Source organism: Rhizobium sp. TRM95796, assembly GCF_025779995.1.
GTDB lineage: Bacteria > Pseudomonadota > Alphaproteobacteria > Rhizobiales > Rhizobiaceae > Rhizobium_E.
The window spans coordinates 98,574-123,029 of the sequence record NZ_JAOXHE010000009.1; the positions used below are offsets into that span (position 1 = coordinate 98,574).

Sequence of the window (24,456 nt, forward strand, 5' to 3'; positions counted from 1 at the left end):
TTTTGCATCGCGTCTCCATGAGGGAGACCAGGAGAGAACATGGCGAAGACGGCAATGATTATCGCGGGCGAGAGCCTGCTGACCATGGATGACGACAACACCGTGATCGCCGAAGGAGCGGTCGCGATCGATGACGGTCGCATCCTCGCGGTCGGACCGCTCGACGAGATCACGGCGGCCTATCCGGATTTTCCGGTCAAGATGATGACCAACGCCGTGCTGATGCCGGGCCTCATCAACGCCCATGCCCATTCCGGCTTCCTGCGCGGCACCGCCGAGCATCTGCCGGTTTGGGACTGGCTGACTATCCACATCAACCCAATGCACCGCATGCTTCAGCCGCATGAAGCGGAGACGGCGAGCTGGCTCTGCTACGCCGAATCCGCGCTCGCCGGCACGACGACGGTGGTCGATATGTGGCGCTATATGGACGGCAGCGCCAGGGCCGCCGAAGCCATCGGCACGCGCTTGGTCGCCGTGCCCTATGTCGGCGAACATCCGGATTACAACTATTTCGACACGCTCGACATGAACGAGGCGTTGATCGAGACCTGGCACCGCAAGGCCGGCGGCCGCGTCAATGTCTGGGTCGGCCTCGAACATCTGTTCTATGCCGACGAGGCGGGCCAGAAGCGAGCGATCGAACTCGCCAGGAAGCACAAGACCGGCTTTCACACCCATTGCTCGGAAGCCGAGATCGAGGTGGCGGAATTCATGACCCGCTATGGCAAGCGGCCAATGTTCGCGCTCGAGGAACTCGGCTTCTTCGAGACGCCGCTGACGATGATCGCCCATGCCGTCTGGCTGAACGCGCATGAGATCGAGCTGATCTCGAAATACAATGTCTCGGTCGCCCATAACCCGGTCTCCAACATGAAGCTGGCCTCCGGCATCGCGCCGATCGCCGACATGCTCGCCCATGGCGTCGCCGTCGGCATCGGCACCGATGGCGAGAAGGAGAACAACAATTTCGACATGTTCGAGGAGATGAAGACCGCGTCCCTGCTCGGCAAGCTGAAAGACCGCGACGCAGCGGCCATGGACAGCTGGCAATGCCTGCGCATGGCCACCATTCTCGGCGCCAAGGCCATCGGCCTCGATCACGAGATCGGCTCGCTTGAGGTGGGCAAACGCGCCGACATCATCGCGGTGAAATCCAACACGCCGCGCATGACGCCGTTCTTCCCGGAAGGCCCCTATTTCAACCTGCACCATAATCTCGTCCACGCCGTGCGCGGCGGCGACGTGGCGATGACCATGGTCGATGGCGACATCATCGTCGAAGGCGGCGCGCTGAAGACGGCCGATATCGGCGAGATCATCGACGAGATCCACCGCTTCGCGCCCGAACATTTCGCCCGCCGCGCCGCATGGCTCGAGGCCAATGGCGGCGGGACCAAGCAATGGACTGACGGAACGGAGTAAGCCATGGCCAAGACGACCGATCAGGTGGCGCTGGACGACTGGTACGCCATCGCGACCGCGAGCGAAGTGACCGAGGCCCCGCAGACGACCAAGCTCCTCGGCCAGTCGCTGATCTACGCGCTCGATTCCTCGGGCGCGCCTGAGGTGCGCGAGATGCTGGATGACGGCGCGTTCGGCCCGCACTTGCCGACCAGGGTCCGTTATGGCTGCCTTTTCACCACACTCGGCGCGCCGCAAAAGGACATCGTCCATATTGAGGAAGCCGATGAGAGCGATCGCCGCTTCGTTCTGTGCGGCTGGGTGACGATGCGCGCGTCCGGACTGCGCGTGGTCGAGAATTTTCTCGACATGGCGCATTTCCCCTTCGTGCATACGGATATTCTCGGTTCGGAGCCGCATACGGAAGTGCCGAATTACCTCAGCGAAATCCGTCGCGACGTGGACGAGGTCTGGGCGACCAATTGCACCTTCTTCCAGCCGCGCATCGCCGCGACCGAGGAGCAAGGCGATTTCGTGCGGCTGACCTATCGCGTGCCCTCGCCTTTCGTGGTGATGCTGTACCGCGTCTGCCCGACCTCGCCGAACCGGCTCGACGCCATCGCGCTGTTCATCCAGCCGATGGAGGACGGGCTCTGCCGGGCGCAGCCGGTGATGTATCTGGTCGACAGTCTCTCGACCCATAAGGCGCTTCTGAATTTCGAACAGGTGATCTTCCTGCAGGACCGGATCATCGTCGAAAACCAGCGGCCGCTGCTCTTGCCGCTCGAACCACGCGCCGAAATCCCCACCCGCGCCGACAGTTCCTCCATTGCCTATCGCCGCTGGCTCAAGGAGAAGGGCCTGCGTTACGGCACCACGGCGGGGGGCCATTGATGCAGATCTGGCGCGCCCGCTCCATCGACGACGTCTTCTCGCTGATCCGAAGCGGCGGCGGAAGGCTGAAACCCGTCGCGGGCGCGACGACGACGCAACTCGATTGGGCCAAGGGCGCGCCGAAACCGGAGGGCTTGATCGATCTTTCGGGACTTGCGGCCCTGAAAGGCGTTTCATCCAACCCGGACCGGACCTCCATCGGCGCGTTGACGACGCTCGCGGAACTCGCCGGAAACAGCAAGTTTTCGGAGGCCTCGCCTCTTCTCGCGGCCGCGCTCCGCACCGTCGCCGGCCCCTCGATCCGCAACATGGCGACGATCGGCGGCAATATCGCCAATCGCAACGGCTGCCTGCTGCCCGCGCTCCTGGCTGTTGACGCCAATCTGGTCCTCGCCACGCCGGGTGGTCAGTTCGTGATGCCGCTGCAAGAATGGCTGGCTGGATCGCCGCAAGCGCTGGAACTGATTATCGCCATAGAACTGCCGCTGCGCCCGTCGAAACGCTGGACATGGCGGAAGATCGGCCTTCGCGCCGCTTTCACGCCGAGCGTCATCAATGTCGCGGGCATCCTCGCGATGGACGGCGGCAGAATCACCGGCGCGCGCCTCGCGGTCGGTGGCGGCGTTACGCGCCCCCAAAGGCTGTTTGCCGTCGAAAAGTTGCTGATGGGCCGCAACGACTGCGATCTGGATTGGAGCGCGATCCGCGACGCTTTTGTCGAAACGATCGACGCGCCGGATGATGATTTCAGGTCGGGCCGCTACCGGCGGCTGGCGGCGGCGAATGCGCTCGTTCACGGTCTCGGCGGCGTGTTGCCGACAATGGCTGATCGCGCCGCCTACTCACCGCCGACTGCTCCAGGGTTCAACGGCGAAGTCGCTCTGTCGCGCAGCGGGCAACCCGATCGCTGGCATGTCAGGCCAGACATGCGCGACAAGGTCGAAGGCAAGCTTCTTTACCTCACAGACCGGCGCGAGGACGACATGCTGGTCGGCCGCATCCTCCGCGCCGGCGTCCCTCACGCCCGCATCCTCTCCCTAGACACCAGTCTCGCCGAGGCGCTGCCCGGCGTCGTCGCGATCGTGACCCATCGCGATATCCAGGGCGACAACGCGTTCGGCATCGTCGTGCAGGATCAGCCTGCGCTCTGCGCCGACAAGGTCCGCTATGTCGGCGATGCGGTGGCGGCCGTCGCTGCCGTCGACGCCGAGACCGCGGAGAAGGCGCTGTCGCTGATCCGGATCGACTATGAGGCGCTGCCGGTGGTGAGCAGTCCGGAACAAGCGTTGCTGCCGGACGCGCCGCGCGTTCGCGGGACCGGCAATCTGCAGCGTGAGATCACCTTTTCGCGCGGCGATGCGGCCTCAGCCTTCGCCACGGCCGCCCATGTCGTCGAGAATGTCTATGTGACGCCCCGCCAGATGCACGGCTTCATGGAGACGGAAGGCGGCTATGCGCGGATCGAGGACGACGGATCGCTGCTTGTCGCCGTCGGCGGCCAGCATGGCGGCCGCGACCGGATGCAATTGTCGCGCATTCTCGCCATGCCGGAAGAGAAAATCCGCGTCATCACCAGCCCGACCGGCGGCGCCTTCGGCGGCAAGGATGAGCTGACGGTTCAGCCGGCGCTCGCGCTACTGGCGCTGAAGAGCGGTCGCCCGGTCAGACTTCAGCTCAGCCGGGCAGAGTCCGTGCTCGCCGGGCAGAAGCGCAATCCGATGACCATCCGCATGCGCACGGCCTGCGACGCCGAGGGCCGCCTCGTCGCGCAGGAGGTCGACGTGCTCTCGGACGCCGGCGCCTATGCCTCGCTCGGGCCCGGCGTTCTCGAAACCGCGCTGGAGCATGCCGCCGGTCCTTATGTCGTCGCCAATGTCACGACGCGCGGCAGGCTCGCCTACACCAACAACGGCGTCTGCGGCGCGTTTCGCGGCTTCGGCGCCAATCAGATGACCTATGCCATCGAATGCCAGATGGACCGTCTTGCGGCGCTCGCAGGCCTCGACCCGATCGAGATCCGCGCCCGCAATCTTCGCGAGCCGGGAACGCCGGGCTATCTAGGCCAGGAGGTCGCGCCGTCCGAGCGTATTCACGAGATGCTCGCCGCCGCCAAGGCTTCGTCGATCTGGCGGATGCCCTCGGGCGTCCAGTCGGATGGCGAATGGGTCATCGGCGCCGGCATGGCGCTCAATTATCAGGGCAACGGCCTGGGCTCGTTGGTGCCTGATCCCGCTGGCGGTCGGATCTCGCTCGCCGCGGACGGGATGATCGAGGGCGCTTATGGGCTGGATGAAATGGGTCAGGGCCTGCTGACCGCCATCAAATCCGTACTGGCCGACGAGCTTGGTTGCAGCCGCGACGATGTCCAGCCCGTCACCGGCGACACCACGCTCGCGCCCGAATCCGGCTCCACCACCGCCTCGCGTGGTTCCGCCGTCGTATGGCTGACGGCGCGCAGGGCCGCTCCGGAATTTTCTCTGAAGATGCGGACTGCTGCCGCCGCCTGTCTCGGCCGCGATCCCGAAAGTTTGGCGCTCGCTCCCGGCGGCGTCACGCTGCGCGGCGCCAATCACGGCGATCTGCTTCTGACCTTTCGGCAACTCGCCGAACGCCTCGCGCCGAATGAACGCCCCAGCGTCACCATCGCCTTCGAATTTCCGAAAAACAGCTATTCCGCCGGCAATGCCCGCTACATCTTCGCCTTCGGCGCGGCGCTGGCGCGGGTTGCCGTGAGCCGCGTGACGGGGGAGATCCGCATTCTCGACCTGCACCAGCATACGGCCGCAGGCCCCGTGATCGATGTCGCCGCCTATCTCGGCCAGCTGGAGGGCGGCGCGGTGCAAGGCCTGGGCTTTACGCTGACGGAGGATGCGACCATGCGCGACGGCAGCTATCTTACCGGCAATCTCGACAGTTACATGCTGCCTGGCATTCAAGACGCGCCCGCCGCCATGCAGATCTTCGCGCTGGAAAGCCTCGACGAAGGCGACGAATTGGGGCCGCGCGGCCCCGGCGAACTCGGCATCGGCGCGATCACGCCGGCCATCGCCAATGCTCTCGCCGCGATCTCCGGCGTCTGGCCCACTGCGACGCCGTTTTCTCCCGAGGCGATCCTCGCCGCGCTGGAGGCTGCATGATCATAACCTTCACATTGAACGGCGAAACCCTCTCTCTGGACTGCGCGCCTGATCTTTCGCTCGCCACGCTGTTGCGCGAACATTTGGGCATGATGGGAACCAAGATCGCCTGCGGCCTCGGCCGTTGCGGCGCCTGTCTGGCGCTGATCGACGGCAAGGCGGTCAATACATGCCTGACCATGGCCTGGCGGATCGACGGCGCCGACATCGTCACCGTCGAAGGTCTCGATGCCCTGCCGGAAGGACGCATCCTGCGCGAGGCGCTGATTGCCGAAAACGCCTTTCAATGCGGCTATTGCGCGCCGGGCTTTTCCATCGCGCTTCTCGCGCTTCTCAAAGAAAACCCTGACGCCGACGAAGCCGCAATTCGCGCCGGGCTCGAAGGCAATCTCTGTCGTTGCACCGGCTATCATTCCATTCTGCGCGGCGCGCTTTCGGCCGCCGCCATGCTGCGCGCGGAGCGCGCCACCGGAGACCTCGCATGACCTTCACGCTCACCGTCCACGAACCCGCAAGCGAAGGGGCGAGGGCGTTTCTCGCCGCACCGGAAAAACAGCTACTGATCGACGGCGTCTGGCGTAAGGCGGAGAGGGGCGAAACCTTTCCGAGTCACGATCCCGCATCCGGCCGCCACCTCGCGGATCTCGCCCGCGCAACGGCAGCGGATGTCGATGAAGCCGTGGCGGCAGCCCGCCGCGCATTGACCAGCCCCACTTGGAAAGGCATGACGCCCTCGGCGCGCGGCAAACTTCTGTGGCGGATCGCCGATCTCATCGAGGCGCATGTCGACGAACTCGCCGAGCTTGAAACGCTCGATCAGGGCAAGAGCTTCAAGACCGGCCGCTTCGGCGAGATCCCGGCCTCGGCAGAGCAATTTCGCTACTATGCCGGCTTCGCGACCAAGATCCTAGGGCAGACGATCCCGACCTCGATCGCCTATCAGCCCCAAGGCAAGCAGATCTTCGCCTACACCACCCGCGAGCCCGTCGGCGTCGTCGCCGCCATCACGCCCTGGAATTCACCCATGCTGATGGCCGCCATGAAGCTTGCGCCGGCGCTCGCCGCAGGCTGCACGGTCGTGCTGAAACCGGCGGAGGAGACGTCGTTGACGGCGATCCGCCTCGGCGAATTGATGATGGAGGCAGGTCTGCCGGCCGGCGTCGTCAACATCGTCACCGGCTTCGGCGAGGATGTCGGCGCAGCGTTGACCGCCCATCCCGATGTCGACAAGGTCGCCTTCACCGGCTCGACCGATGTCGGCAAGCTCATCGTCCGCGCCGCTCAGGGCAATCTCAAGAAGCTGACGTTGGAGCTCGGCGGCAAATCGCCCGCGATCATTCTATCGGACGCCGATATGGCGCTTGCCATTCCCGGCGTCTCCAGAGGTATTTTCGCCAATTCCGGCCAGGTCTGCGTCGCGGGCTCCCGAATCTATGCGCATCGCTCCGTCTATGACGAGGTCGTTGAAAGACTGGCGGCGACGGCCGGCGGCATGACGCTCGGCCATGGACTCGATCCCAAAGTCGATCTCGGACCGCTGGTCAACCGCAAGCAGGCCGATCGCGTGGCAGCCTTCATCGACGAGGGCAAGTCCGACGGCGCCGAGATCGCCGTGGGCGGACGGCAGGGAGGCGAGACCGGCGCCTTCTACCGGCCGACGGTCGTCACCTCGGTGCGGCCCGAGATGCGCATGATGCGGGAAGAGATTTTCGGCCCCGTGGCGGCCGTGACGCCCTTCGACGAGGTCGAGGAAGCTCTCGCCTTCGCCAATGACAGTCCCTATGGCCTGGCCGGCAGCGTCTGGACGCAGGATCTGTCGAGCGCCCATCGCGTCGCGGCGGCGGTGAAGGCCGGCACGATCTGGATCAACTGCCATTCCTATTTCTCGCCCGAACTGCCCAAGGGCGGCCATAAACAATCCGGCTGGGGCTATGAAAACGGCGGACAGGGGTTGGAAAACTACCTGGAGACCAAGACCGTCTGCGCCGTGATCTGATCGCGCGGCGTCAGTGCGCAGAAGGCAGCAGGCGTCGCACCGTCGCGGCGTCCGGCACCAGCCAGGTTTCCAGAAGATTGCTCTTGCCGCGGATTTCAAGATGTTCCGACTGGAGATCCGCACAGTCGGCGCCCGCCGCGCGCACGAGATCGGCGGACACGGCGAGTTCGACATTGCGTTGCTTGGCCAGGCCTTCCAGCCGGCTCGCGGTATTGATCGTGTCTCCGATCGCCGTCAACCCGGCCGCCCGACCCGATCCCATCGTGCCGACGATCGCGGGGCCGCCATGCAAGCCCATCGCGACGCGCAGGGGACGATCGAGTTCGCCGGCCAGCGACGTGTTGAGCCGGCCCAGCTCTTCCGACAGGCGCGCCGCCGCCGTCAGCGCTTGTCGACAACCGACGTCGAAACCACCTTCCAGCCCGAACAGCGCAATCGCGCCGTCCCCGACGAATTTGTCGACCACGCCGCCGGCCTCCGTCACCGCGTTGTCCACCATGGCGAAATAGCGGTTGAGCAGATAAACCACGTCATAAGGCAGCTTGTTCTCGGACAATTGCGTGAAACCGCGCAGGTCGCAGAACAATGCCGCGACCAGTTGCTCCCGCCCTGCCGCTCCCTCGTCGGAGCGCCGTGGCGATCGCTGCATGCCCGAGGCGTCCAGGAGCGGCAGCACCGTTAGATCATGGACCGGGCGCAGCTGACAGGCGAGCCTCACATCGGCGCCGGCGCCGATGCTGCGCAGCGTGGCGATCTCGCGCGCCTCCGGCGCCGGCTGATCCTGGCCGCCTTCGAGCACCTGCACGCGGCAGGTGGAGCAGCGCCCCTTGCCGCCGCAGACCGAGACATGCGGCACGCCGCCGGATCGGCTGGCTTCCAGAACGCTCGATCCCTTGGGAACGATGACGATCTTGCCGCCCGCATAGCGGATGCGAATCTTCTCGCCGCGAACAATGAAGCCAATGGAGCCGGCCGCCGCGATGAGCAATGTCCAGCCCGCATAAAGCCAATCTTGAATGCCGTAGAGAAGGTCGAGCGGCAGTGGCGTAACAGGGGGTTTTGGGATTTGAACGCCGCGGGCTTCGAGCGCCCCGGTGACGAACCCGGTCATCGCGATGAACAGCAACAGAAGCGCTAAAGCCCCAAGTCCGCCGGCCACGCGATTAAACCAAGCCTTGCCGCGCAACCAAAACCAAAGCCCCAGACAGGCATGCCCCCAGATGACGATCAGCGCCGTGACATACTGGATTTTCGAGCCGGGGCCGCTCCAGAGCGCGCGCAACACTTCGAGATATCCGCGATCATAGCCGGACAGCACATATTCCAGCCGCGTGCCGGTCACATGCTGGATCAGCAAATAGGGAATCGACAGGCCGAATGCGATCTTCATCGCCTCGCGGAGCGGCATCCGCCAGCTGCGACGCCGCGCGAGCTGCTCCAGCGCCAGCGCCGCATGCGTCAAAAGCGCGCCATAGAGCAGCGCTGTGCCGGGCGGGCTGCGCCAGATCAGGCTGAAATAGCCGCGCCCCCATTCCATCAGCGCCAGCGAATGCAGGCCGAGCGCGTGATTGAGGAAATGGGTGACGAGAAACACGGCGAGCGTGACGCCCGAGGCGATGTGGAGGCGGGAGCGATTGATGAAATGTCGAATCGTCAAGACGCCTTCCTGTCGGACCTGATGGGATCCTGCGTGGTATAGACGCAGCAGTTTCCTTCATAGCGCCCGGCAGCAGGAATGTCCGCTTTTTTCGGCGTGACCGGAAAGCATCACACGTAAGGGAAGGCTCTGGACGCAAGGCTCGGGCAAGCCGCGTTAACCATTTGTTAACCTAACGGACGCTACTGCATGTCAACGAATTCTTAACACAGATTACCAAAGTGCTAACAGACGCTCGCTCGATCCGCATCAAGGGCCGATCCTTCCTGGCCGTCGTGCTGTCGCCCGACCTTCCTTTCGAGGATTGGCTGGGGCGGCTGGACGATCTCGCGTCGCGTTCGGCCGGATTCTTCCTCGGACGTCCCGTCGTTCTCGACCTTTCTGGCCTCGATATCGATCGGGCGCAGCTGAAGGATTTCCTGGAGGAACTCGCCAAGCGCAATGTCAGCGTCATGGGCGTCGAAGGCGCGCGTCCCTCGTTGATCGGTCCGGGCATGCCGCCGGCGCTCAAGGGCGGACGGGCGTCCTCGGATGTCGACGTCTCGGAAGTCCCGGCCACTGTCACGGCGGCCCCACAGGCGACGGAAGATCAAAAAGCCGACGACGAACAGCCCGGCGTCACGCCAGCGCAAGCTCCGCAGCCCATGATCATGGAAAGCCGCCCGCAGCTGCAATCGCTGATGATCCGCGAGCCGGTGCGTTCGGGACAATCTGTGATCTTCCCGGAAGGCGACATCACCGTGATCGGCTCGGTCGCCTCGGGCGCGGAGGTCATCGCTGGCGGATCGATCCATATTTACGGCGCGCTGCGCGGCCGCGCCCTGGCCGGGTCTCTCGGCAATGCCGCAGCACGCATCTTCTGTCGCAAGATGGAAGCCGAACTGATCGCCATCGACGGTGTCTACAAGATGGCGGACGACATGCCCGAAACGCTGCGCGGACACCCTGTCCAGCTGTGGCTCGAAGACGACGCCATCATGGCGGAAAAGATCAATTAAGCCGAATCCGGCCGAAAACAGGAGAGTAGGATGGGGAAGGTTATCGTGGTCACGTCAGGCAAAGGCGGGGTCGGCAAGACAACGTCGACGGCCGCGCTCGGCGCGGCGCTTGCCCAGCGCAACGAGAAGGTCGTCGTCGTCGATTTCGACGTCGGCCTGCGCAATCTCGATCTGGTCATGGGCGCCGAACGCCGCGTGGTCTATGACCTCATCAACGTCATCCAAGGCGACGCCAAGCTGCCGCAGGCGCTGATCCGCGACAAGCGCCTGGAAACCCTGTTCCTGTTGCCGGCGTCGCAGACCCGCGACAAGGACAATCTTACCGCCGAAGGCGTCGAATGGGTGATCGGCGAGCTCAAGCGCTATTTCGACTGGGTCATCTGCGACAGCCCCGCCGGCATTGAGCGCGGGGCGACGCTGGCCATGCGTCACGCCGACATCGCCGTGGTCGTCACCAATCCGGAAGTGTCCTCGGTGCGCGATTCCGACCGCATCATCGGCCTGCTCGACTCCAAGACGCTGAAGGCCGAACGCGGCGAGCGGATGGAGAAGCATCTGCTTCTCACCCGTTACGACGCCGCCCGCGCCGAGCGCGGCGACATGCTGAAGGTCGACGACGTGCTGGAAATCCTCTCCATTCCGCTGGTCGGGATCATTCCGGAAAGCACAGATGTGCTGCGCGCCTCCAATCTCGGCGCACCGGTCACGCTGGCCGACGCGCGCAGCGCTCCGGCGCAGGCCTATTTCGAAGCGGCGCGCCGGCTGTGCGGCGAGACGCTGCCCGTCACCATTCCGGGCGAAAAGCGCGGACTGTTCGGCAAGATCTTCGCACGGAGGGCTGCATGAATATTTTCGGCCTGTTCAAGAAAAACCAGTCCGCGCCCAAGGCGCGGGAGCGGCTGCAGGTCCTGCTCGCCCATGAACGGGCGACGGCCAATTCCGATCTCTGCGCCATCCTGCGCGAGGAAATCCTCGCCGTGATCGCCAAGCATGTGCAGCTCGACGCCGACAAGGTGCGGGTGACCATGGATCGGGAGGAGTTCGTCTCGGTTCTCGAAATCGACGTTGAAATTCCGCTGGAAGCCCAGCTCGAAGCCGCCTGAGCGGTTTTTCGACAACAATCGAAAGGCCGGCGCCCATCGACGCCGGCCTTTGTGGTTCAGGCCCTGACCGCCTCGACGAGGCGCCGGCAGGCGTCGGTCAGGCCCTCCTTTTCGCGGATCAGCGCGCCGCCGATCAGATACATGACATAGTCGCCATAGGCGGCTTTCATCTCGTCGACACGGGCGAGCGACATGCCGCCGCCGGGCGCGGGCGTGATCGACTTGTAGCCGCCGAACTCGGCGCGGCAGCCGTCGACGATCGACTGGCATTCTTCCAGGCTGAAGCCGAAGCGTCCGCCGAAATTGGGGTAGACGACCGCGTCGCAACCCATCAGCCGCTGCAGCAAGCCATAATAGAAGCGCAGCGAGAAGCCGGTCGTCGGCGTCAGCACATTCGGTCCGCCGAAAGTCGGATGCGACACGATGGGCAGGCCGAAAGACGGATCGGCGGAGAGTTCACGCGCCACATCATACCCCACCAGCGCAGGCGCGAGCATGACGGCGCCGACGCCGGCTTCCTTGGCTTCGAAAGCGCGGTCGAGCACTTGCCGGGCGGGACCGGTGATGTTGGGCACGAAGGAGCATTTGCCGCCGGTCTTGGCGTTGGCGTCATGCACGGCGGCGACGCAGGCCTTCACGCGATCGAGAAACGGCGCGTTCTTCTGATCGACGAGGCCATGGTCGTCCTTCACATAATCCATGCCGCCGAGCGCGAAATCATGGGCGATCTTCGCCAGTTCCCGCGACGACAATCCGACCGGCTTGATCGCCGACATCAGGATCGGCCCTGACGCCAGCCCGGCGCGGGCGCGCAAACCGTCTATGCCGAAGCGCGGGCCGGGGCAAAGCTCCAGAATGCCCGGTGACAGCGTGATGTCCTCGACGCGGATATTGGTCTTGATCGAGGAATTGCCGAAGACGATGTTGAGCAATTGCAGGAAATCGCCGCCGATATCGTCCTCGCTATAGGAGATCTCGGCCATGAAGCCGCCGCGCGCATCGCGGCCAGGCTCGAGCCTTTCGAGCTTGCCGAGGATCTCGTCCTCGATATAGCCGGCGGGCACCGCATCGCGCGGGATCTCCACCGTCTGTTCGAGCGCGATGTCGAGCGCGCGCTGGCGCGCCTCGTCCTCATCGCGCGCGCCGACCCAATAGGTGACCGAAAAGCGTGCCATTACAACGCCTCCGCTTTCTGGGTGGAATGAACTGCGTCGAGACGAACCGCCTCGAATTCCGCTTCAGCGATGTCGAGCGGCTTGCCGAGCAGATCCGAAATCGCCGCCACGAGCGCGCTGGCGTCGAGCTTGTATTTCTTCATCAGGTAAGGCTTGGAGGCGCCATGCGCAAACGTGTCGTTGAGGCCGAGCCGGCGCAATTTCACGCCCATCCCCTCCTCCGCCAGAATTTCCGCGACCAGTGAGCCAAGACCGCCATTGATCGTGTGGTTCTCCAGCGTCACCACGCCCTTCTTGCCGGCGGCAGCCTTGACGATCGCGTCGCGATCGAAAGGCTTCAGCGTCGAGGCGTGCAGATGATGGACGCCGACGCCGCGGGCTTTTAGGGGTTCGGCCGCGCGCATCGCCTCTTCGGTGCAGACGCCCGCGGTGACCACCAACACGTCATCGCCCTCGCTCAGCGTTCTCACCTTGTTGAAGGCGAAGGGGGTAGAGAAGAGGCGGGGCACCTCGCCGCGCAGCACGCGGACGTAAACAGGGCCGTCGATGCTGTCGGCGACCTCGATAACGGTTTCGACTTCAGTGGCGTCGCCGCATTCGAGAATGGTCATATTGGGGATCGCCCGCATGACCGAGATATCCTCGATCGCCTGATGAGTGATGCCGCCCGGCGTGGTGATGCCCGGCAGGAAGCCCATCATCCTCACCTTGCGGTTCGAATAGGCGATCGAATTGATCAGCTGGTCATAGGGCCGGCGATAGAGGAAGACCGCAAACGTGTGGATGAAGGGCCGGAAGCCCTGCATGGCCAGACCGCCGGCGAAGGACAGCATGTTCTGCTCGGCCATGCCGAGCGACAGGAACTGGTCGGGATGCCGGTCGCGGAAGCCATCGACCTCGCAGGACGAGGTGAGATCGGCCGACAGGCAGAGAATTTCAGGCCGCGCCGAGGCGAATGCCTCGAACGCCTTGGCATAGGGGCGATTGACGATTTCAACCATGATCAGGCCCTCGCGATTTCGGCTTCATCGATGCCGAGTTCGGCGGCGATGGCGGTCTGCATTTCCTGGCGTTCCTGAGTCGACTTGAACCGGACATAGTGCAAGCGCGGGAAACGGCGCTTCAGGAACTCCATGCCCTGATAGGGCGAGGTGTTGGCGAGAATGATCAGCGGCTTGCCGGGTTCGGCGCTTGCGGCCGCCTTTCGGAAGGCGTCCAGATCATGACCATTGATCGACCGGCAGGTGACGCCGAAAGAGGCGACTCGCCCGGCGAGATCACCGAGATCGAGCACCGAGGACATCGCGCCGTCGCATTGCTGGCGGTTAACGTCGACCACGACGCGGATGTTGTCGATGCCGTGATAGCTCATCGCCGCCAGGCATTCCCAGGTCTGTCCCTCCTGGAACTCACCGTCCGACATATAGACCCAGACCTTGCCGGGCTCTCCCTTGCGCTTGCGCGCCCAGGCGACGCCCGAGGCCATCGACAGGCCCTGGGCGAGCGACCCCGTGGTGACTTCCATGCCGGGGCTGTGCTCGGCGCCGATCATCTCGACGGAGCTGCCGTCGCGATTGAAGTGATCGAGCGCATGTTCGTCCATACGACCCATCTGGATGAGCGCCGAATAGATCACCAAAGCGTAGTGTGCGGGCGAAATGATGAAGCGGTCATATTCGGGTGCAAAGGGGCCATGATAGCCGGCGCCGGTGAAGGCGTCCGGATTGGTCGCCGAGGGCACGCCGGAAAAAGCCAGCGGCACTTTCGGAAGCGTCGGCTCGCCGAGATTGAGCGCTTCGTTGTAGAGGAAGGCGAGGCTTTCGGCAGCCGAACAGGCTTGGCTCAGATAGCCGCCATTGTTGCGCATCGTGTGGAAGAAGACGCGCTTGCGGATGCCCGCGGCCACTTCTTCCGTGCTTTGCCGGTTTGTCAGGGTCATCTCTATCAGCTCCGTTCCGGGAACATGGCCTTGAGGCCGTCGGGCGAGGCCTTGGCGACTCCGCGCTCGGTGATCAGGCCAGTGATCAGCCGCGCCGGTGTCACGTCGAAGGCCGGATTGGCGGCGGGACTGCCTTCCGGGGAGACGCGAACCATGGCGATGGAGCCATCGGCGTTGCGGCCCTGAACGAAGGTGACTTCGTCGCTGTTGCGCTCTTCGATCGGGATTTCCTTGACGCCGTCCTTGACCGTCCAGTCGATGGTCGGCGACGGCAGCGCCACATAAAAAGGCACGTCATTGTCGCGGGCGGCGAGCGCCTTGAGATAGGTGCCGATCTTGTTGCACACATCGCCATTGGCCGTGGTGCGGTCGGTGCCGACGATGACCATGTCGACATCACCGTGCTGCATCAGATGGCCGCCGGCATTGTCGACGATCAACGTATGCGGCACGCCATGGCCGTTCATTTCCCAGGCCGTCAGCTGGGCGCCCTGATTGCGGGGCCGGGTTTCGTCAACATAGACATGAACCGGAATGCCCTCTTCCACCGCCATATAGATCGGCGCGGTCGCGGTGCCGTAATCGACGGTCGCCAGCCAGCCGGCATTGCAATGGGTGAGAATGTTGACCGGCTCGCCCGGCTTCTTTCCGGCGGCGATCTTGCGGATCAGTTCCAAGCCATTGGCGCCGATCGACCGGTTGAGCTCGACATCCTCCTCGGCGATCTCATGCGCCCGCGCATAGGCGGCCTCCGCGCGTTCAGATTCGGGATAGGCTTTGAGATGAGCGCGCATGGCGTCGAGCGCCCAGCGGAGGTTGATGGCGGTCGGCCGCGTCTCATGCAGTTTTTCCCAGACCTGGTCGAGGGCTGCGTCGGAAGCATCCTCTTGCATGGCGATCGCCACGCCATAGGCGGCGGTGACGCCGATCAGCGGCGCGCCGCGGATCCACATATCGCGGATGGCGGTGGCGACATCGCCGACGGTCTTGAGCGTGACGACGCGGAATTCATGCGGCAGCCAGCGCTGGTCGATGACGTCGACGGAGCGGCCGTCTTCGTTCATCCAGATGGTGCGGTAATGGCGGTCTCCGACTTTCACGAGACAATCTCCTTTTCCAGCCGTTCGGCCAGCGCATGGATTTCGGCTAGGCCGTGGATCCTGTGTCTGTTGACGGCGAGGTGGCGGCCCAGCTTGAGCGCCTTGGTTTCGCAGCGGGCGCGAAGATCCGCATCCGCGATGGTTTCAAAATCGGCGTTGTGGGCGAGGCCGAGAATGCGCCGGTGAATTTCGATGCCGGCGAAGCCGAGCATGTCGTCCCAGATCTCATGCAAAACTTCATCGAGCGCCTGTTCGGCCCCGAGCGGATCGCTGCGATTTTCAAAGAGAGCGGCCTGATAGAGGATGCCCTTGCGCTCGGTGCGCCAGAGATTGGCGAATTCGGCGCGGAACACATCCCAGATCTCGGTGACGACGCCCAGCAGATAGGCGCGCATCTCCTCGCGGTCGCTGGCTTTTTCATGGCCGGACTGCGAGAAATAGCTCATCCAGAAATTGGCGAGCAGCATGCCGACGTCGAAGGCCATTGGACCGTAAAAGGCGAATTCTGGATCGATGACGCGGGTATTGTCGGGCGTCACCATCACCGACCCGGTGTGGAAGTCGCCATGCAGCAGCGTTTCGGCATGCGCCGCGAATTTGTGCTTCAACCGCTGCGCCTCGACTTTGAGATCGCGGTCAGCGCGGAGTTCGGCCACGATGCCGTCGAGCTGCGGCGTCGTGTGCCTGTTCAATTTGGCTTCGTAGTAGGGATCGGAGAAGACGAGGTTCTCGGTGATGTCGCAAAGTTCGACATTGTCCGCGAACAGCGCCAGATCTTCCTTGCGCTTGCGCGCCTCCATGGCGAGGTCGGAGCCGCGAAACAGCGTGCGCGCCAAAAACAGGCCGAGATCGCGGCCGATCTTGGGAAGCTGCTGGCCCTCGATCAGGGCGCGCCGCAGGATGATGTGCGGCGTCAGGAACTCCATGACGATGATTGCCTGTTCGCGATCGAAGAACAGCACTTCCGGCGTCATTCCCGGATCGCGCTCCGCCTGGCGGATCAGCGCGTTGTATTCGAAATAGGACCGCTTCAGCGGCAAGGGCCAACTTTCGCCGACCAGACGCACATAAGGCAGCGCCTGCTTGACGATCAGGCTGCCCTTTTTGCCTTCGACGATGAAGACAAGATTGAGATTGCCGTCGCCCACTTCGCGAACGGTCCAGCCGTCCGCGGCCGAGCCGATGCGGTCGGTCAGGACGGCGTAGGAGCCGAGACGAACGGGCAGCGTCTCGGCGTTCAGCGCCTCGAATGTTTGCATCAATTTCCTCCCGTGGATCCCGGCGCGCCTCCATGCGCAAACCGGCCCTCCCCCAATTCCTAAAATGCGGCGCTAGCAAATGTCAATGGCCTTGACATTTGATTAAACGCCCCTCTAGAGTATGGGCAAGGGAGGAGTTCATGGTGCAAGAAGCGGTGTTCCGCATCGACGGCTTGCGCAAATCGTTCGGTCGCGTCCATGTTCTGGTCGGGGTCGATCTCGAATTGCGCGCTGGAGCGGTGACGGTGTTGATGGGCGCCAATGGCGCCGGAAAATCCACGCTGGTGCGTATCGTCAGCGGCGTCTACGACCATGACGGCGGCTCAATGTCGCTGGCGGGCGCGGCCTATTCGCCTGTGACGCCGGCGGAAGCGATGCGCGCGGGCGTGGTGACCGTGCATCAGAACATCAATGACGGCGTGGTGGCCGATCTCGACGTCGCCTCCAATCTGACGCTCGACCGGCTGAACGGTCGCGGCGCGCGGCTGATCTTCAATCCCCGCCGCGTCAGGCGCGAAGCCCAAAGCGTGGCCGAGCGCATGGGACTGTCGCTCGATCTCTCCGCCAGCATCAACGACCTCTCGCTCGCAGACCGCCAGATGGTGGCGATCGCCCGCGCCATGGCGCATGAGCCGAAAGTGCTGATCCTCGACGAGCCGACCTCGTCGCTGTCGAGCGCCGAGGCCGAGCGGCTGTTTGAGCTCGTCGAGCGTCTCAAGGCGCGCGGCGTCGCCATTCTTTATATTTCTCACCGCATGTCCGACATCCGCCGGCTCGCCGACACGATCGTCAGCCTGCGCGACGGCCGCATCGCCGGCCTCTTCGAAGGACCGAAGCTCGATTACGAAGGCGCCGTCAACGCCATGCTGGGCAAGAAGGTCTCGGCGGGCGACATCGCGCTACGCGCCGCGACGCGACCCGTCTTCACTGCAGACAGCTTGCAGATCGCGCCGACATCCAAGCCCTTTTCGCTGTCCTTCGGCGCGGGCGAAGTGGTGGCGATCACCGGCCTTGTCGGCGTCGGCAAGACGGTGCTGGCCGAAACGCTGTTCGGCGCGCGCCGACCTTTCTCGGGCCAGATGCGCCTGGACGGCAGCGCCTATCACCCGACATCAACGCGGGCTGCGATCGACAAAGGCGTGTTTCTCATCGCCAAGGATCGCGGCGACAACGGCATCGTGCCGGGCTTCAACATCTACGAAAACATCAGCCTGCCGTTTCTGCGGCGCATCTCGACCTTCGGCGTCACCAACAGGCGCCGTGAACGCGACATGGCGCAGCGTCAGATCCGCGAGCTCGGCGTGGTCTGCCGCAATGAATTGGACGAGATGAACACCCTGTCCGGCGGCAATCAGCAGAAGGTGATGGTGGGCCGCTGGCTGTCGCAGGCCTCGCGTCTCCTGATCCTCGACGAGCCTTTCCAGGGCGTCGACATCGCCGCCCGCCGCGATATCGGCGCGAAATTGCGCGCCTCGGCCGATGACCGCGCCACCGTGGTTTTTCTCACCGAACTCGACGAGGCCTTCGAGGTCGCCGACCGCATTCTCGTGATGTCGGAACACACGATCGTCGGCGAACATCAAAACGCCGACATCGATCTCGACAAATTGCTCGCTCAGATCGCGGGCCAAAATCATATGGTTGCCTGATCATGACCGAACAGACGAACGCCACGTCCCCCCTCACCCACAGGCCGATGCAGGCCCGCAAGCTGACCGGCCGCGAACTCGCGATCAAATACGGCTTCCTCGTGCTGCTGCTCGGTCTGATCCTGTTCTTCTGCGTGTCGACCGACGGCTTCGCCTCGCCGCAGAGCGCCGTCTTCATCCTGCAATCGGTGTCGATCACCGGCATTCTGGCGTTGGGCGTCACTGCCACGCTGGTGGTGGGCGGCTTCGACCTGTCGATCGGCTCGGTCGCCACCACGGCGATGATGGCCTCGTCCTATGTGATGGTGGTGATGGGCGGCGATGCGATGACCGCCACCCTCGTCTGCATCCTGATCGGCGTCGCCGTGGGCCTCGTGAACGGCGTGCTGATCGTCTATATGCGCGTGCCGGATCTCCTGGCGACGCTGGGCATGATGTTCCTGCTCGTCGGCCTGCAGCGCATTCCGACCGAGGGCCGCTCGATCGCCACCGGCATGAGCCTGCCGGATGGAACTGTGGCAAACGGCACGTTCTCGCCCGCCTTTCTGGCGCTCGGCCGCCATCGCTTCGATTTCATCCTGCCGAACCTGTTGCCGGTGTCGGTGGTTGTGTTGATTGTCCTGGCGATCGTCATCTGGTTCTTCCTCGAATACACCCGCTTCGGCCGCATGATGTATGCCGTCGGCTCGAATGAGCGCGCCGCCTCGCTCGCCGGCGCGCCGGTCAACGCCTATAAGATCAGCGCCTATGTCATCTCCGGCGTCTTCGCCTCGATCGGCGGCATCCTGCTCGCCGCCCGTCTGGGACGCGGCGATATCGCCTCGGGCAACAATCTGCTCTTGGATGCGGTGGCTGCGGCGCTCATCGGTTTCGCGGTGCTGGGCGCAGCCAAGCCCAACGCCTTCGGCACGGCCATCGGCGCATTGTTTGTCGGCGTGCTCCTGCAGGGCCTGACGATGATGAACGCGCCCTATTACACCCAGGATTTCGTCAAGGGCGGCGTGCTCGTCGTCGCTCTCGTCTTCACCTTCGCGCTGTCGCACCGCAAGCGGTGACCGGCCCGGACCATCGCCTGCCGCAGGATTTTTATCCGACGGCAGGCGCAAGAACAGACACCAGACCGTCAATAAGTGGAGGAGCCCTATGACGATCACCCGCAGACTGCTCGGAAAACTCACCCTCGGCGTCATCGGCGCCGCCGCGTTGGGAGGCGCGGCACTCGCAGCCGATATGCCCGCCCCCTTCGACAAGCCCGGCGCCAAGATCGCGCTGGTGCGCTATCTCTCGACCGGCGACTTCTTCCAGTCCTATCTGGCGGGCGTGGAAGCCCAGTCCAAGGCGCTCGGCATCGACCTGCGCGTGCTTGACAGCCGGCAGGACGCAGCGCTCCAGGCCGACATGGTCGACCAGGCCATCGCCATGGGCGTGCAGGGCATCATCATTCAGCACGGCCTGACCGAATCCATGAAGGAAGCCGCCCAGCGTGCAGTGGCCGCCGGCATCAAGGTCGTGGCTTTCGACGTCAATGTCGAAAATGACAAGATCCCGCAGATCGAACAGTCCGACCGCGACCTCGCCCGTCTCGCCCTTGAACAGGCGATCAAGGACAATGGCGAGAGCTTCAACGCCGGCTATGTCTATGTCGCCGGCATCGCGCCGCTCGACCGCCGCGACGAAACCTGGAAAGAGTTCAAGGCGAAATATCCGGGCATCAAGGAAAAGGCGATGTTCGGCACGCTCGACAATCCGATCGCCAATTCGGTCGCCAACCAGGCCCGTTCGGTGATTTCGGCCAATCCCGACATTACGGTGATGTTCGCGCCCTATGACGAATTCGCTAAGGGCGTGAAGATCGCCGTCGACGAAGCCGGCCTGTCGTCCAGCGTCAAGATCTATTCCGCCGACATCTCGACCTCCGACATCGCCGCGATGCGCGAACCGGGCTCCGCCTGGGCCGCCACCGCCGCCACCAACCCCGCCGTCGTCGGCCAGGTCTCGGTCCGCGCGCTCGCCATGATGCTCGCCGGCGAAGACCCCGGCAAAAGCGTCATCGTTCCGCCGACGCTGATCACCCAGAAGGATCTGCTCGACAAGGACATCAAGAATGTCGAGGAACTCGGCGCGAAACTGCCGCAATTCGCCCATGCCGACGTGGCGATGCCCGCCTGGATGCCGAACCCGAACGCAAAGTAAGCTCGAGCTCGACAGGATATGAAAGAGCCCAGCCGGTTCGCCCCGGCTGGGCTTTTTTGCATTTCGGAGCTTGGTTTTTCACATCTGGGCAAGGCATTTCGCCGCTCCCATATATCTGCTATGAGAGGAGAGATATCTGGAAAGGCTCCTTATGGCTCTATTCATTCGCGATGACACAGTCGACGCCTTGGCGAGCGAGCTTCAAAAAGCGACAAACGCGCCGACCAAAAAGGATGCCGTCAAGCAAGCGCTTGAAAATGAACTGAAACGCGTCAGCGAAAAGAGGCCGATGCGCGAGCGGCTCGCTGCAGCACAGGAAATCATCGCCAAGATGGGACCCCGAGATCCGGACTTCGACATGAAGAAGTTTTCCGACGAGATGTGGGGCGATCTTTAATGTTTCTGGATGCCTCAGTCATTGTGGCCCTTCTCGCGCGAGAGCCAGGGTGGGAAAGCATTGCGGATAGCTTGGATGAGAGCAGCGAAACCTTCCTGGTTTCCCCACTCGCTAGGTTCGAAGCGGTTATGGCGCTCGCTCGCAGCCAGAAGTCCTTCGCTATCAACCGTAGACAGGCGCTCCAAGAAGCCGAACGAGGCTTCGAAACCTTCCTCCTCGATATTGGCGCGCGAGAAGTTAGCATTACGGCAGAAATCGGCGCTTTGGCCCTGAATGCCGCTCGCGACTATGGCAAGGTGGTCGGCCATCGCGCGAGCCTAAATCTTGGAGATTGTTTTAGCTACGCATGCGCAAAAGCTGAACGCGTTCCCCTCCTCTACAAGGGGAACGACTTCATACATACCGATCTGGGCTAACGGAGCCGGTTACCTCAAGATCGCGGCAATATTGCCGCCATCCACGGTCGTGACATCGGCCGTCGTCCGCTCCGCCAGCGCATGGTGGACGAAAGCCTGCGCCACGTCCTCGGCGGTCACTTCGAGACCGAGCAGATTGCCGCCCATATAGTCCTTGACGGACAGGCCGCGGGCGGCGGCGCGATTGGCGATCATCTCGTCGTTGAGCAGGCCGGAGCGAATGCGGTCGGCGTTGACGGCGTTGACGCGGATGCCGTCCGCGCCATGCTCCAGCGCATATTGCCGCGACAGGAACAAAGTCGCCGCTTTGGCCAGTCCGTAAGCGCCGAACTTTGCGCCCGGATTGATCGCCTGCTTGCTGGCGTTGAACAACAGCGCCCCACCCGTGCTCTGCTCCTTCATAATGCGCACAGCATTTTGAGCCACCGTCTGATGGGCGAAGAAGTTCAGCTCGAAACTCTTGCGCAGCAGCGCGTCGTCCATGGTGGCGATCGGACTTTCCCAGGCCGCGCCGGCATTGGAGATGACGATATCGACGCCGCCATAGGTCGCGACAGCCTTGTCGAAAGCGGCGCGGACAGAGGCTGGATCTGTGACGTCGCAGGCGACGCCGATCGACATATTGCCGGCCGCCTTGGCCGCGTCTGCTGCCTTGGCGCCGTCGAGATCGAGCACCACGACATGGGCGCCTTCGCGGGCGAAGGCCTTGGCCACAGCCGCGCCGATTGCGCCCGCGCCGCCGGTGACCAGCGCCACCTGGCCCGTGAACGGCTTGGGCTTGGCGCCGGCGAGCTTGGCCTGTTCCAGAGACCAATATTCGAGATCGAAGAGGTCGGGCTTGCTGACCGGCTCGAAACGGCCGATGGATTCGGCGTCGCGGGCGGTCTCGATCCAGGTTTCAGCGACATCGGCGGCGATCTTCGCGTCCTTCAGCGTGCGGCCATGGCCGAACAGGCCGAGACCGGGAACCAGCGTCAGGCGCGGCATGGGATCGAGCATGATCTTCTTGACGCCGTCGCGGCCGTCATTTGCCTTGAAGTAATTGGTGTAATCCTCGACGAAGCCGGCGACACGGGCGGCGATGTCGGACTTATAGGCGTCGAGCGTTCCGACCTCTGGCGCGGCCAGCACCACCGGCCCGGTCTTGATGCGGATGGAGAGATCCGGCGTCGACACGCCGCGCCGCGCCATATCCTCGACTTCGGCCGCATTGACGAAAGCGAGGATCTCGGGAGAGGTGCGGAATTCGCTGACCATGCGGTCGAAACGACCCTCGCCTTTCGGCACAGCGACGGCGCCGCGCAGCATCGGCGCGATGTCCCCGGGCCTGGCGAGCGCGCTCGGCAGGGTGACGGGGGTAAACGGATTGCGGCCATGGGCGCGAACATAATCCTCGGCCATGCTCACATAGTGGATCATCCGGTCATAGGCTTCCTTGGCGGTTTCGCCGAAGGTGAAGATGCCATGCTTGTCGAGGATCAGGCCTTCGACTTCGGGATTCCGGTCATAGACTTCGGCGGCCAGTTTCGCGAGCGCGAAGCCGGGCATGACATAGGGCACATAGCCCATCTTGTCGCCATAGAGCTCCTTGCTGCGCGCCATGCTGTCGGAGAGATCGGCGATGGCGAGCACGCCGGTGGAATGGGTGTGATCGACGAATTTATGCGGAATGAAGGCGTGCAGCAGCGCTTCCACCGAGGGATTGGGCGAGGATGGATCGATGAGATTGGCGCGCTGCAGCGTCACCATGTCCTCGTCCGACAGACGATCGAGCTTGCGAGCTTTCAGGAGCGGCGCGATCTTGACCGCCGGAAGGCCAGCGGGCTCGATCACGCCCATGTCCCAGCCGCTGCCCTTGACGCAGAGCACGTCCCATTCATCGCCGACGAGGTCGGTGACGGTGGTCTTGACCGACGTATTGCCGCCGCCATGCAGCACGAGTTTCGGCACGCCGCCGAGTAGTCGCGTCGTATAGGTGCGCAGCGCGAGATCGGGGTTGACGCCCTTGGGCGCATAGGTTTCGACCATGCGCTCGGCGTCCTGGTCGTTCCAGAGATTGTCCATAGTTTCCTCCTCAACATGATTCCGCCCGGCATCCGGGCCGGGCGGAGAATTCTATTTTCGCGGAGTCAGCCGCGTTGCAGGGCCTCAGCCTCCCAGCGCGCCAGAAGCCGCATCGCCATGGAATGAGTCACCACGAGATGCGAAACGAAGCCGCCCTTGATGGCGGCCAACAGCGGCTGGAATTTGGAATCCTCCTCCACCACCATCATCCGCTTGGGGATCGTCTTGATGATCTCCAGATCCGCCGAAATGCAGCGGCGATTGTGCGGACAGTCCAGCCAGCGGCCCTCATGATCGATGACCTGGCCCGCGATGACGCCGCCCGCGCCGCCCTCTCCCAGAGCCTGCATTTCCTCAGGCGTCAGCGCGCCGCAGCGCACCAGATGGCTGTCGCTTTCGATGCCGCCGACCGAATAGAGCACCAGCTGACAATCTGCGATCGAGGCGAGCTGTTCTCGGATGACAGGCTCGTTGCGCAAGTCAGTGGCCAACTGCTCCGAACTCAGCACCAGCGGCGCATAGAGGTTGATGCCTTCGGCATTGAGACGCCGGGCGATTTCGGTCGTGCACTGGTCGGGACGGTAGTTATAGGGCGCGCCGAGATTGCCGCAGAGCTGCACGACAGTGACGCCTTGGAGATCGGCATAGGGCATGACATCGGCGAGATGATAGACCGTCCGCCCCCAGGCTACGCCGATCCGGTCGCCCTTGTTGATCAGTTCGAGAAAGACCGCTGCCGCGACGACAGGCATTTCCGCTGCGGGGTCGATGGCCAAGCGGTCCTCCGGCACGATCCAGACCGTTTCCAGGCTGAGGGCGTCCTCCAGCTTGCGCGCCAGCACATCGTCGGAGAAGAGCTGGGTCGAGGTGGAGATATTGACGATGCCGATCTCGCGGGCGCGCCGGAGATAGGTGGCGATGGAGGCGCGGGAAATATTGAGCTGCTTGGCGACCTCGTCCTGCCGGAGCCCGTGCATGTAATAGAGCCAGGCGGCCTTGTGCATGATCTGGTCTGTGGACCGCATGTCCCTCGCATCTCCCTTTGCGCAGCGTTTCTGACATTATTCACGAACGC

Annotated in this window: 21 protein-coding genes; 13 read left to right on the top strand and 8 right to left on the bottom strand. The window is 63.7% G+C overall.

The window, feature by feature from the left end; genetic code table 11:
• Window positions 1-39: 39 nt before the first annotated feature.
• From OCK01_RS18850 to OCK01_RS18870, 5 genes are read left to right on the top strand one after another with little or no spacing between them, the layout of a single operon-like run.
• Window positions 40-1,425, top strand: a complete 1,386-nt coding sequence (locus tag OCK01_RS18850) for an amidohydrolase (protein ID WP_263825260.1) — start codon at window positions 40-42, stop codon at window positions 1,423-1,425.
• A 3-nt stretch (window positions 1,426-1,428) separates the two neighbouring features.
• Window positions 1,429-2,298 carry an aromatic ring-hydroxylating oxygenase subunit alpha gene (locus OCK01_RS18855; RefSeq protein WP_263825261.1) on the top strand — a complete coding sequence of 290 codons (870 nt, stop codon included), beginning with the start codon at window positions 1,429-1,431 and terminating at the stop codon, window positions 2,296-2,298.
• Entirely contained in the window at window positions 2,298-5,435 is a 3,138-nt protein-coding gene (locus tag OCK01_RS18860; RefSeq protein WP_263825262.1) for a molybdopterin cofactor-binding domain-containing protein, read from the top strand. The genes OCK01_RS18855 and OCK01_RS18860 overlap by 1 nt, the downstream gene beginning before the upstream one ends.
• Complete coding sequence (locus OCK01_RS18865; protein ID WP_263825263.1) at window positions 5,432-5,920, top strand: (2Fe-2S)-binding protein; 489 nt, start codon at window positions 5,432-5,434, stop codon at window positions 5,918-5,920. The genes OCK01_RS18860 and OCK01_RS18865 overlap by 4 nt, the downstream gene beginning before the upstream one ends.
• Window positions 5,917-7,431 (top strand): aldehyde dehydrogenase family protein, encoded by a 1,515-nt coding sequence (locus OCK01_RS18870; protein ID WP_263825264.1) that lies wholly within the window; start codon window positions 5,917-5,919, stop codon window positions 7,429-7,431. Before OCK01_RS18865 ends, OCK01_RS18870 begins: the two co-directional genes overlap by 4 nt.
• Before the next feature lie 10 nt (window positions 7,432-7,441).
• Here OCK01_RS18870 and OCK01_RS18875 read toward each other — a convergent pair whose 3' ends face one another.
• Entirely contained in the window at window positions 7,442-9,088 is a 1,647-nt protein-coding gene (locus tag OCK01_RS18875; protein WP_263825265.1) for an adenylate/guanylate cyclase domain-containing protein, read from the bottom strand.
• A 212-nt stretch (window positions 9,089-9,300) separates the two neighbouring features.
• Between OCK01_RS18875 and minC the strand changes: the two genes are divergently transcribed.
• From minC to minE, 3 genes are read left to right on the top strand one after another with little or no spacing between them, the layout of a single operon-like run.
• Complete coding sequence (gene minC / locus OCK01_RS18880; protein ID WP_263825437.1) at window positions 9,301-10,086, top strand: septum site-determining protein MinC; 786 nt, start codon at window positions 9,301-9,303, stop codon at window positions 10,084-10,086.
• Between the two features lie 30 nt (window positions 10,087-10,116).
• Window positions 10,117-10,932 carry a septum site-determining protein MinD gene (gene minD / locus OCK01_RS18885; RefSeq protein WP_182829673.1) on the top strand — a complete coding sequence of 272 codons (816 nt, stop codon included), beginning with the start codon at window positions 10,117-10,119 and terminating at the stop codon, window positions 10,930-10,932.
• Entirely contained in the window at window positions 10,929-11,189 is a 261-nt protein-coding gene (minE, locus tag OCK01_RS18890; protein ID WP_137157519.1) for a cell division topological specificity factor MinE, read from the top strand. Before minD ends, minE begins: the two co-directional genes overlap by 4 nt.
• Window positions 11,190-11,245: 56 nt before the next feature.
• On the opposite strand, the gene OCK01_RS18895 is transcribed toward minE, so the two are convergent.
• The 5 genes from OCK01_RS18895 to mtnK are packed head-to-tail and all read right to left on the bottom strand — an operon-like array spanning window position 11,246 to window position 16,662.
• Window positions 11,246-12,364, bottom strand: a complete 1,119-nt coding sequence (locus OCK01_RS18895; protein WP_263825266.1) for a RuBisCO large subunit C-terminal-like domain-containing protein — start codon at window positions 12,362-12,364, stop codon at window positions 11,246-11,248.
• The gene (locus tag OCK01_RS18900; RefSeq protein ID WP_263825267.1) at window positions 12,364-13,365 is read right to left on the bottom strand and encodes a transketolase family protein; all 1,002 of its coding nucleotides are present in this window, start codon (window positions 13,363-13,365) and stop codon (window positions 12,364-12,366) included. The genes OCK01_RS18895 and OCK01_RS18900 overlap by 1 nt, the downstream gene beginning before the upstream one ends.
• Before the next feature lie 2 nt (window positions 13,366-13,367).
• Window positions 13,368-14,303 carry a transketolase gene (locus OCK01_RS18905; protein WP_263825268.1) on the bottom strand — a complete coding sequence of 312 codons (936 nt, stop codon included), beginning with the start codon at window positions 14,301-14,303 and terminating at the stop codon, window positions 13,368-13,370.
• A 5-nt stretch (window positions 14,304-14,308) separates the two neighbouring features.
• Window positions 14,309-15,403, bottom strand: a complete 1,095-nt coding sequence (gene mtnA / locus OCK01_RS18910; RefSeq protein ID WP_263825269.1) for an S-methyl-5-thioribose-1-phosphate isomerase — start codon at window positions 15,401-15,403, stop codon at window positions 14,309-14,311.
• Window positions 15,400-16,662, bottom strand: coding sequence for an S-methyl-5-thioribose kinase (gene mtnK / locus OCK01_RS18915; protein WP_263825270.1), 1,263 nt, complete (start codon window positions 16,660-16,662; stop codon window positions 15,400-15,402). The genes mtnA and mtnK overlap by 4 nt, the downstream gene beginning before the upstream one ends.
• Window positions 16,663-16,802: 140 nt before the next feature.
• Here mtnK and OCK01_RS18920 point away from each other — a divergent pair, with 140 nt between their 5' ends.
• The 5 genes from OCK01_RS18920 to OCK01_RS18940 all read left to right on the top strand — a co-directional run bounded on the left by OCK01_RS18920 (window position 16,803) and on the right by OCK01_RS18940 (window position 21,317).
• A complete protein-coding gene (locus OCK01_RS18920; RefSeq protein ID WP_263825271.1) occupies window positions 16,803-18,311 on the top strand; it encodes a sugar ABC transporter ATP-binding protein in 1,509 nt (502 codons plus the stop codon).
• 47 nt (window positions 18,312-18,358) lie between these two features.
• Window positions 18,359-19,366 carry an ABC transporter permease gene (locus OCK01_RS18925; protein WP_182829668.1) on the top strand — a complete coding sequence of 336 codons (1,008 nt, stop codon included), beginning with the start codon at window positions 18,359-18,361 and terminating at the stop codon, window positions 19,364-19,366.
• 88 nt (window positions 19,367-19,454) lie between these two features.
• On the top strand, window positions 19,455-20,504 hold the full coding sequence (locus tag OCK01_RS18930) for a substrate-binding domain-containing protein (protein ID WP_263825272.1): 1,050 nt from the start codon (window positions 19,455-19,457) through the stop codon (window positions 20,502-20,504).
• Window positions 20,505-20,691: 187 nt separating this feature from the next.
• Complete coding sequence (locus tag OCK01_RS18935; protein ID WP_412179036.1) at window positions 20,692-20,901, top strand: type II toxin-antitoxin system VapB family antitoxin; 210 nt, start codon at window positions 20,692-20,694, stop codon at window positions 20,899-20,901.
• On the top strand, window positions 20,901-21,317 hold the full coding sequence (locus tag OCK01_RS18940) for a type II toxin-antitoxin system VapC family toxin (RefSeq protein WP_263825274.1): 417 nt from the start codon (window positions 20,901-20,903) through the stop codon (window positions 21,315-21,317). The genes OCK01_RS18935 and OCK01_RS18940 overlap by 1 nt, the downstream gene beginning before the upstream one ends.
• Window positions 21,318-21,326: 9 nt before the next feature.
• On the opposite strand, the gene OCK01_RS18945 is transcribed toward OCK01_RS18940, so the two are convergent.
• Together OCK01_RS18945 and OCK01_RS18950 are read right to left on the bottom strand one after the other, a co-directional pair.
• Window positions 21,327-23,381, bottom strand: coding sequence for a bifunctional aldolase/short-chain dehydrogenase (locus OCK01_RS18945; protein ID WP_263825275.1), 2,055 nt, complete (start codon window positions 23,379-23,381; stop codon window positions 21,327-21,329).
• Between the two features lie 65 nt (window positions 23,382-23,446).
• Window positions 23,447-24,406: a sugar-binding transcriptional regulator gene (locus tag OCK01_RS18950; RefSeq protein ID WP_263825276.1), complete on the bottom strand. Its 960-nt coding sequence runs from the start codon at window positions 24,404-24,406 to the stop codon at window positions 23,447-23,449.
• Window positions 24,407-24,456 lie beyond the last annotated feature (50 nt).